Source organism: Aeromonas sp. AE23HZ002T15 (assembly GCF_054165525.2).
In genome coordinates this window covers 1,512,542-1,524,305 of the sequence record NZ_CM201342.1, presented here as the reverse complement: position 1 = coordinate 1,524,305, position 11,764 = coordinate 1,512,542, and the positions used below count along the sequence as shown (strand labels likewise).

The window sequence follows — 11,764 nt, the reverse complement described above, 5'->3', positions numbered from 1 at the left end:
GATTGGGGATAATGTCCCCCGATAGACAAAACGCCCGGCATTGGCCGGGCGTTTTTTATGGGCAGAATCAGGGGCTGGCGGGATCAGATCCCGGAGCCGCCTTGCTCGCCGTTCTCCTCGTGCAGGCCGCATTCACGCTTGAGACCGAAGAAGCGGGTCTGCTCCTCGCTCATGCCAGGCTCCCACTTGGTGGTGGTGTGCACGTCGCCCACCGAGAGGTAGCCCTGCTCCCACAGGGGGTGATAGGGCAGGTCAAACTCCTTGAAGTAGTAGAAGACGTCCTTGTTGCTCCAGTCGATGACGGGCAGGAACTTGAAGCGGCCACGCTGTATGCCCAGCACTGGCAGTTTGCCGCGGCTGCCGGACTGCTCCCGGCGCAGGCCAGAGAACCAGGTCTGGGCGCCAAGCTCCTGGAGTGCCCTGTCCATGGGTTCCACCTTGTTGAGCTGGTTGTAGCGGGTGATCCCCTCCACCCCCTGCTCCCACAGGAGGCCGAAGCGCGCCTCCTGCCAGGCCGGCGACAGCTCGGCGCTATATATCTTCAGGTTGAGCGTGAGGCGCTCGGTCAGCTCGTCGATGAAGCGATAGGTCTCCGGGAACAGATAACCGGTATCGGTCAGCACCACGGGCACATCGCTTTTCTCCTGGCTCACCAGATGCAGCATCAGGGCCGCCTGGATGCCGAAGCTGGACGACAACACATGTTCCCCCGGCAGGTGCTGCAGGGCCCAGCGTACCCGCTCGGGGGCGCTCATGGCGTCCAGCGCCCGGTTCAGGGGGGCCAGCGCCTCGACCTGCTCTTCCCGACTCAGGGTCAGCAGGGCCAGCAGATCGAGCCGCCCGTCGGCGGTGAGCCTGGGCTGACCGCTAGTTGATAGTTCAGGCTGCATAGAAGTCCCTCGCGGAATCGATAACGGGCGCCACTATGCCTGCGCGGATAACGAAATCGCCGAAGCACTCGGATCCGTCGCGCTCCTTGGCCCAGCGGCCGATCAGGGTGTCGAGCTCGGTCAGGATCTGCGGTTCGGTGATGTTCTCCTGATAGAGACGCGGAATGCGGGTCCCCTCCAGGTTGCCACCCAGGTGCAGGTTGTAGCGACCGGGGGCCTTGCCCACCAGACCGACCTCCGCCAGCATGGCGCGGCCGCAACCGTTCGGGCAACCGGTAACCCGGAAGATGATGGCGTCCTCGGCCAGCCCGTGCTTGGCCAGCAGGCCTTCGATGTCGGTGACGAAGGCCGGCAGCATGCGCTCGGCTTCGGCCATGGCGAGCGGGCAGGTGGGCAGGGCCACGCAGGCCATGGACTGCTTGCGCTGCTCGCTCACGCCGTCATCCAGCAGGCCGTACTGGCGGGCCAGCTTCTCGATGCGGGCCCTCTCCTTGGCGGGGACGCCGGCGATGATGAGGTTTTGGTTGGCAGTCAGGCGGAAGTCCCCCTGATGCACCTTGGCGATCTCCAGCATGCCGGTCTTGAGGGGTTTGCCCGGGAAGTCCAGCAGGCGGCCGTTCTCGATGAACAGGGTCAGGTGATGTTTGCCATCTATGCCTTCCACCCAGCCGAAGCGATCCCCACGGCTGGTGAATTCGTAGGGGCGGACCTCGCCAAACTGGATGCCGGCACGGCTCTCCACCTCGGCCTTGAAGGCCTCGACGCCGACTCGCTCGAGGGTGTACTTGGTCTTGGCGTTCTTGCGGTTGACCCGGTTGCCCCAGTCGCGCTGGGTGCTGACCACGGCGGCCGCCACTTCCAGCACGTGGGAGAGGGGAATGAAGCCGAAGTCGCTCGCCTTGCGCGGATAGGTCGTTGTATCGCCGTGGGTCATGGCGAGGCCGCCACCCACCAGCACGTTGAAGCCCACCAGCTTGCCGCCATCGGCGATGGCCACGAAGTTCAGATCGTTGGCGTGGATGTCCACGTCATTGTGGGGGGGGATCACTACGGTCGTCTTGAATTTGCGCGGCAGATAGTTGGAGCCGAGGATGGGCTCCTCATCGCCCCCCAGCTTCTCGCCGTCCAGCCAGATCTCCACGTAGGCGCGGGTCTTGGGCAGCAGATGCTCGGAGATCTTCTTGGCCCACTCGTAGGCCTCCTGGTGCAGCTCGGACTCTACCGGGTTGCTGGTGCAGAGCACGTTGCGGTTCACGTCCCCGGCGGTGGCGATGGAATCGATGCCGGTGCTGTTGAGGGTCTGGTGCATCATCTTGATGTCACGCTTGAGCACCCCGTGGAACTGGAAGGTCTGGCGGGTGGTGAGACGGATGCTGCCGTACAGGCTGTGCTCCTCGGCAAACTTGTCGATCACCTGCCACTGGGCCGGGGTGATGATGCCGCCGGGCAGGCGGGCCCGCAGCATGACGTTGTGCAGGGGTTCGAGCTTCTGGGCGGCGCGCTCCGGGCGGATGTCGCGGTCATCCTGCTGATACATGCCGTGGAAGCGGATCAGCTGGAAGTTGTCACCGTTGAAGCCGCCGGTGAGGGGATCCTGCAGATCCTGCTCTATGGTGCCGCGCAGGAAGTTGCTCTCGCGCTTGAGGCGCTCGTTGTCGGAGAGCGGTCCTTCCACCGGTCCCGGAATCACTTGTTTGCTCATCAATAGACATCCCTTTGATAACGTTTGGCACGACGCAGTTCGCTCAAATACTCTTCTGCTTCCTCACGACTCTTGTGGCCGTGTTCGGCAATCACATCCAGCAGGGCCTGCTGCACATCCCTGGCCATGTGGTTGGCGTCGCCGCACACATAGAAGTGGGCGCCGGCCTCCAGCCATTGATAGAGCTCGAGGCCAGCTTCGCGCAGCCTGTCCTGCACATAGATCTTGTGGCCCTGATCCCGGCTAAATGCCAGCGAGATCTTGCTGAGCAGGCCGGATTTCACATAACGCTGCCACTCCACCTGATAGAGGAAGTCCTGGGTGAAGTGGGGGTTGCCGAAGAAGAGCCAGTTCTTGCCCTCTGCTCCTTGCGCCTCACGCTCCTGCATAAAGGCGCGGAAGGGGGCAATGCCGGTGCCCGGGCCCACCATGATGACGGGTGTATCCGGGTTTGCCGGCAGGCGGAAGTTGTCGTTGTGCTCCACGAACACCCGCACCTCGGCCTCTTCTGCCAGGCGGTCCGCCAGATAGGAGGAGGCGCCCCCTGAGCGCACTGTGCCATCGGCCTGGAGATAGCGCACCACCCCGACGGTGAGGTGCACCTCCTCTTCCACCTCGCTCTGGGCGGAGGCGATGGAGTAGAGGCGGGGAGTGAGGGGGCGCAGCAGGCCGGTCAGCTGCTCTGCGCTCAGCCTGGCGGGGAAGCGTTTCAATACATCCACCACCTGGGCGGAGGCGACCAGAGCATTGACCTGGGCCTTGTCGCCGGCCAGATCCTTGAGCGCCGCGTTATCGGCGATCTCTGCCAACCCTGTGATAAAGCCGCCGTGCAGCCGGGTCAGCTCGAAGTGACGGGTCAGGGCGCCCCGCAGGCTGCCATGGGCGGTGGCTTCATCGCCGGAAAGAGCGGTCAGGGCCAGCACCTCGTCCACCAGGGCGGCGTCGTTGTCGAACCAGATGCCGAGGGCATCGCCGGGTTGATAGGTGATGCCGGACTCCTCGAGATTGATCTCGATATGGCGGATGTCCTTGGTGGAGTCGCGGCCAGTGACCTTCTGATTGACCGAGAGGCGGGCGGGGAAGGGGTTCTCCTTGTGATACAGGCTGTGACCGACCGCACTTTGCACCGCGCCAGCCAGGCTGGTTGCCGCGCCGGCGGCACCGCCAGCAGACAAGGTGGTGGCAATGGCTTTCACCGCCTGCTCGCCCCAGGCCTTGGCGGCCTCCTGGTAATCCACGTCCAGGCTGGCGAGATCATGGATGCGCTCGGCCCCCGCCTTGGCGAGGAAGCCATCGAAGTCCTTGCCGGTCTGGCAGAAGAACTCGTAGGAGCTGTCGCCCAGCCCCAGCACCGCGAACTTGAGCCCCTCCAACTTGCCAATCTTGCCTTTCTTCAATTGCTCGAATAGGTCGACGGCGCTCTCCGGCGGCTCACCCTCCCCGTAAGTGCTCACTACCACCAGCAGGTGGCTCTCTTTCTTGAGCTGTTTGGGTTTGTAATCGGCCATGGAGACCAGGGTCACCGGCAGGCCCAGGGCCTCTGCCTGCTTCTGGATGACGGCGGCGGCTCCCTTGGCGTTGCCGGTCTGGGAGCCGTAGAGAATGGTCAGGCTGCCACCCGGGGCCGCGCTGGCTGCTGTCGTTGCCACCGGCTGTTGGCCGGCTTGGGAGAGGCCGTAGAGATAGCCGCTCACCCAGGCCAGTTGCTGGGAGTTGAGGGTGGTGAGAACCTGGTTCAGCTGGCGCTGCTGCTCGTCAGAGAGGGGGCTGATGTTGGGTATGGGGGCTGTCAATTGCATCACACACGTCTTCCATGGTCTGATTTTTGGTCAGGTTAAGGGCTGTGGTGAATAACAACAAAGAATAAAAATATCTTCTTTATGCGATTTGTGAATTTATAAAGTTGGGATCCGGCTCAGGGACCCCTTGACCCGTGGTATAAAGACCCGCAACGACTCCTTCAGCCGTCCCACAAGGGGATATGCATGACCACACTGTTTCACGTCAACGCCTTCAGCCAGCGCCCCTTCGGCGGCAACCCCGCCGTGGTGGTGCTGGGGCCCGAGTGCCCCGATGCCGAGCTGCTGGCCATGGCCGCCGAGTTCAACCTCTCCGAGACCGCCTTCCTCACGGGGTTAGGGAATGCTCACTATCGGCTGCGCTGGTTCACCCCGACCGTGGAGGTGGATCTCTGCGGTCACGGTACCCTGGCGGCGGCACACGCCATCTGGGAGGCGGGTGAGGCAGGGCTTGACGAGGTGCTGCGCTTCGAGACCCGCAGCGGCATCTTGACGGCGGTGCGGGAGGGGGAATGGATCCGGCTCGACTTTCCCCGTATCCCGCTCTCTCCGCTGACGTTGGCTCCCGCCTATGCCGGGGCCCTGTGTTGCCAGCCGCGGCAGACCCTGGCCGCCGGTGCCAAGTTCCTGCTGGAGTTGGGCAGCGAAGAAGAGGTGCGGGCGCTCAAACCGGACTTCCATGCCCTGCTCGCCCTGCCTGGCCGGGGACTGATGGTGACGGCGCCTTCGAGCAGCTCGGAATATGACTTCGTCTCCCGCTACTTCGCCCCCTGGGTCGGGGTGGACGAGGATCCGGTCACCGGCTCCAACCACTGTGCCCTGGTGCCGTTCTGGGCCGAGCGCCTCGGCAAGACGCGGCTCAAGGCTCGCCAGCTCTCCACGCGGGGCGGGGAGCTTCGACTCGCTTTACTGGGAGATAGGGTGCAGATGGCCGGTCAGGCGCTGACCCTGTGGCGGGGGGAGTGGCTGTTGCCGCCTAAAGCCTAGGAGCGGATCCTCGGCAGCGTACCGCCACCAACGGTTCTGCATAAAAAAACGCCCCGCAATTGCGGGGCGTTTTGATGGCGCTCGAGGGCAGAGGGACTCTGCCTTCGATGGCTTGTTGTTGCGGATCTTACTTCTGCGGACGCAGGGCCGGGAACAGGATGACGTCGCGGATGGTGTGGCTGTTGGTGAACAGCATGACCAGACGGTCGATACCGATACCCTGACCGGCGGTGGGCGGCAGGCCGTGTTCCAGCGCGGTGACGAAGTCGGCGTCATAGAACATAGCTTCGTCGTCACCGGCAGCTTTCTGATCGACCTGATCCTGGAAGCGCTTGGCCTGATCTTCCGCATCGTTCAGCTCGGAGAAGCCGTTGGCCAGCTCGCGGCCACCGATGAAGAACTCGAAGCGGTCGGTGACTTCGGGGTTCACGTCGTTGCGGCGCGCCAGCGGGGAGACGGCTGCCGGGTACTCGGTGATGAAGGTCGGTTGCAGCAACATGTGCTCCACGGTCTCTTCGAAGATCGCGGTGATCACGTGGCCCAGCTCCCAGCCCTTCATCAGCTCGATGTGCAGGCGCTTGGCGACGGCCTTGGCGCTCTCCAGGGTGGCCAGATCGTCCAGGGTCACATCCGGGTTGAACTTCAGGATGGACTCGACCATGGTGAGGCGCTGGAACGGCTGACCGAAATCGATGGTCAGACCCTCTTCGCCCTCTTTGGCGTAACGGATCTTGGTGTCACCCAGGATGTCCTGGGCCAGGGTGCGCAGCAGCTCCTCGGTCAGGTCCATCAGATCGATGTAGTCGGCGTAGGCCATATAGAACTCGATCATGGTGAACTCGGGGTTGTGACGCACCGAGATGCCTTCGTTACGGAAGTTGCGGTTGATCTCGTACACGCGCTCGAAACCACCGACCACCAGACGCTTCAGATAGAGCTCGGGGGCGATACGCAGGTACATGTCGATGTCCAGCGCATTGTGGTGAGTGACGAAGGGACGTGCGGAGGCACCGCCCGGGATGACCTGCATCATGGGGGTTTCCACTTCCATGAAGCGCTTCTCGTTGAAGAACTTGCGGATGCCGGCGACCACCTGGGTGCGGATCATGAAGGTCTTGCGGGACTCTTCGTTCGCGATGAGATCCAGGTAGCGCTGACGGCAGCGGGCTTCCTGATCGGTCAGACCCTTGTGCTTCTCGGGCAGGGGACGCAGGGCCTTGGTCAGCAGACGGATGTCGGAGACGTGAACGGAGAGCTCACCGGTGTTGGTGCGGAACAGGGTGCCCTCAACGCCGACGATGTCCCCCAGATCCCACTTCTTGAACTGCTCGTTGTAGAAGCCTTCCGGCAGGTCGTCACGGGTGACGTAGACCTGGATCTTGCCAGCCATGTCCTGCAGGGTCGCGAAGGAAGCCTTGCCCATGATCCGGCGGGTCATGATGCGACCGGCAATCTTCACCCGTTTACCCAGGGCCGCCAGCTCGTCGGCACTCTTGTCGCCGAACTCGGCATGCAGATCGCCGGACAGGCTGTCACGACGGAAGTCGTTGGGGAAGGGATTGCCCTGGGCGCGCAGGGCGGCCAGCTTGGAGCGACGCTCAAGCATCTCGTTGTTGAGGTCGAGAGTCTGGTCGATTTCCGGAGTGGTGGTTTGTTCAGACATGGTGATTCCTGCTGTTCTGTTTACAGGCCTGATTTCAGGCTGGCTTCGATAAACTTGTCCAAGTCGCCGTCAAGCACCGATTGGGTGTTGCGGGTCTCGACGCCGGTACGCAGATCCTTGATACGGGAATCATCCAGTACATAGGAGCGGATCTGGCTACCCCAGCCGATATCGGACTTGGTCTCTTCGAGAGCTTGCTTCTCGGCATTCTGCTTCTGAATTTCCAGCTCGTAGAGCTTGGCCTTCAGCTGCTTCATACACTGATCTTTATTCTTGTGCTGGGAACGGTCGTTCTGGCACTGCACCACGACGCCGGTGGGGACGTGGGTGATACGCACCGCGGACTCGGTCCGGTTGACGTGCTGACCACCGGCACCGGAGGCGCGGTAGACGTCGATGCGAAGGTCCGCCGGGTTGATGTCGATCTCGATGTCATCATCGATCTCGGGATAGACGAACACGGAGCAGAACGAGGTGTGGCGACGGCCACCGGAATCGAACGGGGATTTGCGAACCAGACGGTGCACGCCGGTCTCGGTGCGCAGCCAGCCGAACGCGTATTCGCCGGTGAACTTGACGGTGGCGGACTTGATGCCGGCTACGTCCCCTTCGGAGCATTCGATGAGCTCGGGCTTGTAGCCGTGGGCATCGCCCCAGCGCAGGTACATGCGCAGTACCATGTTGGCCCAGTCCTGGGCCTCGGTGCCGCCGGAACCGGACTGGATGTCGATATAGCAGTCGGAACCGTCGTGCTGACCGGAGAACATGCGGCGGAATTCCAGCTCGACCAGCTTGGCTTCCAGATCGTCGGCTTCGGCGATGGCCTCGTTGAAGGTCTCTTCGTCCTCCCCCTCGACCGCCAGGCTGACCAGCATCTCGACGTCATCGACGCCCTGGGTCAGGGTGTCTATGGTGCCGACCACGTTCTCGAGCGCCACGCGCTCCTTGCCGAGCGCCTGTGCGCGCTCCGGCTCGTTCCAGACGTCCGGCTGTTCCAGCTCGGCGTTGACCTCTTCTAGGCGCTCTTTCTTGGCGTCATAGTCAAAGGTACCCCCTAAGCAGCTCGGTCCTCTCAGACAGCTCCTTAAGCTTGTTTAATACAGGATTGACTTCAAACATCGTGAAAACTCTCGGGGTCGATGTGATTTAAAAACGGGACATTCTAGCCAATTGTGGAAGGAATAGACAGGGTTGGCTGTCCCTGGTGCGTCAACCCGCCGTGATTTCTGGTGCTATCGGCAGGGTTTCAGTGGAAAATATCGCCGGCGTCGGCATTTGTCGCTTCAGTTTTGTGCCCGTTGGCCGCTATTGATCCACATGCAAGGGTGCCATCTCCGCTCCGAGCAATCCTGTTCCTGACCAAAAGAAGAAAGCACGATGAAGAACCTGTCACTCAAACAGAAGATACTGTTGTCTGTGGTCATCGCCCTGTCACTGGTGATCCTGTTGCTCTCCTGGCAGAGCTATACCAGCCAGAAATCACTGCTGCTGCAAGGCAGTCAGGAGCAGGTGCAGCGCCTCGGCAGCCAGCAGGCCGAACGGATCAGCGACTGGCTCGCCGCCCGCCGCGACGTCATCCAGGCCCTGGGCAACAAGGCCACCTCAGAACCCCTCAACGCCCTGCAGCAGGCGCAAGTTTCCGGCCGCTTCCAGCTGACCTACTTCGGTGAGGGCAGCGGCAAGATGCACGACTCCGACCCCTCCATCAATCGCGATGGCTATGATCCCCGCTCCCGTGGCTGGTATCAGGAAGCCATGGGCAAGGGTGCCCTGATCGTGACCAAGCCGTATCTGGACGTGGCCTACAACATCATGGTGGTGACCCTGGCCCAGCCCGCCCAAGGCGGCGTGGTTGGTGGCGATCTCTCCATCGCCTCCCTGGTGGAGGACGTCACCAAGATGGCCCTGCCGGCGGACGGCGTCGCCATCCTGATGCACAAGGACGGCACCGTCATCGCGTATAAGGACGCGGCCAAGGCGATGAAACCGGCCACCGAGATCGACAACGATCTCTCCAACGCCCTGATCGAACAGAGCAAGGGCAGCAACAGCCTGGTGCCCGCCTACTTCGATAACGAAGGTCGTGACAAGCTGCTGTGGGCGGTAGACATTCCGAACACCGACTGGGAGCTGGTGCTGGTGCTGGACAAGGCCACCCTGGAGGCGCCGCTCTCCTCCCTGCTGCTGACCCAGCTCGGCCTGGCCCTGCTGGTGCTGGTGGGCAGCATACTCGCCATCTCCTGGCTGGTGAGCCTGCTGCTCGGGCCGCTCGGCAAGGTCTCCCAGGCCCTGGCCCGCATCGCCGACGGTAACGGCGATCTGACCCAGCGCATCAAGATCGACGCCAACGACGAAGTGGGTCAGCTGGCCAACAGCTTCAACCGCTTCGTCGGCAGCCAGCACCAGCTGATCGGCAACATCCGCCAGCTCGCCAACGAACTGAACGCCGACGCCGAGCGCAGTCTGGTGACCAACCAGGCCGCGGTGGAAGAGCTGCAGCGCCAGCAACAGGAGGTGACCATGGTCGCCACCGCCGTCACCGAGATGGCGAGCGCCACCATGGAGATCGCCGGCAACGCCGAGAATACCGCCGCCGCCGCCCAGCAATCTGCCCAGAGCAGCGAGCAGGGCAAGATGCTGGTGAACCAGACTCGTGCCTCCATCAACAACCTGGCGGAAGAGGTGGGTCAGGCCACCGGCGTCATCGGCGAGCTGAGCCGCCACGCCCAGGCCATCTCAGGCATCCTCTCCACCATCCAGGGCATCGCCGAGCAGACCAACCTGCTGGCGCTGAACGCGGCCATCGAAGCTGCCCGGGCCGGCGAGCAGGGTCGCGGCTTCGCCGTGGTGGCGGACGAGGTGCGGGTGTTGTCCCGCCGCACCCAGGACTCCACCCAGGAGATCCAGGCCACCATCGAGACCTTGCAGCAGACCACGGCCCGGGCGGTGAGTCTGATGCAGACCAGCCAGGGGCTGGCGGACAACAGCGTGAAGGACGCCGATGCCGCCGCCGCCGCGCTCGAAGAGATCACCCAGGCGGTCTCGCTCATCTCCGACATGGCGGGTCAGATCGCCACCGCCGCCGAGGAGCAGACCCAGGTGACCGGCGAGATCACCCAGAACACCACCGCCATCAAGGATGTGAGCGACGAGATCACCGCCGCCGCCATGCGCGACCTGGATCAGGCCCAGGGCCTCAAGGGCCGTGCCACCAACCTGAACCAGCAGGTGTCGACCTTTATCCTCTAAGTGAGCAGCGGGCGGTCACATAGACAGCCCCATGACGCCAAAGCCCCGCACTCCTGTGCGGGGCTTTTTATTGGTCGGCCGTGAGAGCCGGCGACTGCCGATTACACGAGAGAAAGATCATGAGGTGTGTTGTTGGCACGGGTTGGTGGAATAAGGCGCAGGCAACGTATGCGCTAGGCCCTTGGCAGCGGCCAGAAAGCAAAGAGCCCACCATAAGGTGGGCTCTTGTCTCTGAACGGTGGACTTGCTGGTTACAGGAAAGGCAGCGCCAGGAACAGCTTGATCACCATGGCGTTGATGATGTCGATGAAGAAGGCACCGACCATGGGTACCACCAGGAAGGCCAGGTGGGAGGGACCGAAGCGCTGGGTGATGGCCTGCATGTTGGCAATGGCGGTGGGGGTGGCGCCGAGGCCGAAGCCGCAGTGACCCGCCGCCAGCACGGCCGCATCGTAGTTGCTGCCCATGACCCTGAAGGTGACGAAGATGGCGTAGAGCGCCATGGCCACGGTCTGGGCGGCCAGCAGCAGGAAGATGGGCAGGGCCAGGCTCGCCAGATCCCACAGCTTGAGGCTCATCAGTGCCATGGCGAGGAACAGCGACAGGCTGACGTTGCCGAGCAGGGAGACCTCCCGATCGCTCACCTCGTGCCAGTTGAGCAGGGTCAGCAGGTTGCGCAGCAGCACGCCGACGAACAGCACGCAGACGAACACCGGCAGCTCCAGGGCGCTGCCCTTGAGGTAGAGGGAGAACATCTCCCCCCCCTTGAGACTGATGGCGATCAGGGCCAGGGTCTCGATCACGCTGAAGGGGGTGAGTGGGCGCTCCATGTCCGGCATCTCGAAGCCCTGGGGGGCATCGTCCCGGTTGTGCTCTTCGCCGGGCACCTGCACCTTCTTCACCAGGTAGCGGGCGACGGGGCCGCCGATGAGACCACCCAGCACCAGGCCGAAGGTGGCACAGGCGATGGCGAGCTCGGCGGCGGACTGCACGCCGTACTTCTCGGTGAAGATGGAGCCCCAGGCCGCGCCGGTGCCGTGGCCGCCGGAGAGAGTGATGGAGCCGGCCAGCAGCCCCATGTGGGGATCCAGGCCGAGCAGGGTGGCCAGGCCTACCCCCAGGGTGTTCTGTACCAGCAGCAGGCCGGTGACCACCATCAGGAAGGTGATCACCGCCTTGCCGCCGCGCTTGAGGCTGCCCAGATCGGCGGAGAGGCCGATGGAGGCGAAGAAGGTCAGCATCAGCGGGGTCTGCAGGGTGGTGTCAAACTGCAGCTCCACCCCCATGCCGGCGCGCAGCAGCAGCAGGATCAGGGCCACCACCAGACCGCCCGCGACGGGCTTGGGGATGTTGAAGGTGCGCAAGACGGTGACCCGGTTAACCAGCAGGCGGCCGAGCAGCAGCACCAGGGTGGCGGCGACCAGGGTCGTGTAGGAATCAAATTGTATCATTCGGTTCTCCCATGTTGATTGGC

Annotated in this window: 8 protein-coding genes; 2 read left to right on the top strand and 6 right to left on the bottom strand. The window is 63.2% G+C overall.

Annotated elements, in window-relative coordinates; genetic code table 11:
• Positions 1-83: 83 nt before the first annotated feature.
• Genes ACT5M9_RS06925 through ACT5M9_RS06915 form a run of 3 tightly spaced genes read right to left on the bottom strand, consistent with a single transcriptional unit; the run spans position 84 to position 4,391 of the window.
• Positions 84-890 carry a phosphoadenylyl-sulfate reductase gene (locus ACT5M9_RS06925; protein ID WP_457980787.1) on the bottom strand — a complete coding sequence of 269 codons (807 nt, stop codon included), beginning with the start codon at positions 888-890 and terminating at the stop codon, positions 84-86.
• A complete protein-coding gene (gene cysI, locus ACT5M9_RS06920) occupies positions 880-2,592 on the bottom strand; it encodes an assimilatory sulfite reductase (NADPH) hemoprotein subunit (RefSeq protein WP_457980789.1) in 1,713 nt (570 codons plus the stop codon). The genes ACT5M9_RS06925 and cysI overlap by 11 nt, the downstream gene beginning before the upstream one ends.
• Positions 2,592-4,391: an assimilatory sulfite reductase (NADPH) flavoprotein subunit gene (locus tag ACT5M9_RS06915; RefSeq protein WP_457981646.1), complete on the bottom strand. Its 1,800-nt coding sequence runs from the start codon at positions 4,389-4,391 to the stop codon at positions 2,592-2,594. The genes cysI and ACT5M9_RS06915 overlap by 1 nt, the downstream gene beginning before the upstream one ends.
• A gap of 186 nt (positions 4,392-4,577) precedes the next feature.
• On the opposite strand from ACT5M9_RS06915, the gene ACT5M9_RS06910 reads away from it, so the two are divergent.
• Positions 4,578-5,378, top strand: a complete 801-nt coding sequence (locus tag ACT5M9_RS06910) for a PhzF family protein (protein WP_457980791.1) — start codon at positions 4,578-4,580, stop codon at positions 5,376-5,378.
• Between the two features lie 127 nt (positions 5,379-5,505).
• Here ACT5M9_RS06910 and lysS read toward each other — a convergent pair whose 3' ends face one another.
• Together lysS and prfB are read right to left on the bottom strand one after the other, a co-directional pair.
• Entirely contained in the window at positions 5,506-7,041 is a 1,536-nt protein-coding gene (gene lysS / locus ACT5M9_RS06905; RefSeq protein WP_438551886.1) for a lysine--tRNA ligase, read from the bottom strand.
• Positions 7,042-7,061: 20 nt separating this feature from the next.
• Positions 7,062-8,160, bottom strand: a protein-coding gene (gene prfB, locus ACT5M9_RS06900) for a peptide chain release factor 2 (protein WP_438551887.1) whose coding sequence is annotated in 2 segments (ribosomal slippage) — positions 7,062-8,084 and positions 8,086-8,160 — 1,098 coding nt in all. Because the reading frame shifts where the segments join, the coding sequence is not laid out codon by codon here.
• A 258-nt stretch (positions 8,161-8,418) separates the two neighbouring features.
• On the opposite strand from prfB, the gene ACT5M9_RS06895 reads away from it, so the two are divergent.
• Positions 8,419-10,290 (top strand): methyl-accepting chemotaxis protein, encoded by a 1,872-nt coding sequence (locus ACT5M9_RS06895; RefSeq protein ID WP_438551888.1) that lies wholly within the window; start codon positions 8,419-8,421, stop codon positions 10,288-10,290.
• Between the two features lie 251 nt (positions 10,291-10,541).
• Here ACT5M9_RS06895 and gltS read toward each other — a convergent pair whose 3' ends face one another.
• Positions 10,542-11,741, bottom strand: a complete 1,200-nt coding sequence (gene gltS, locus ACT5M9_RS06890; protein ID WP_438551889.1) for a sodium/glutamate symporter — start codon at positions 11,739-11,741, stop codon at positions 10,542-10,544.
• Positions 11,742-11,764: the final 23 nt, after the last annotated feature.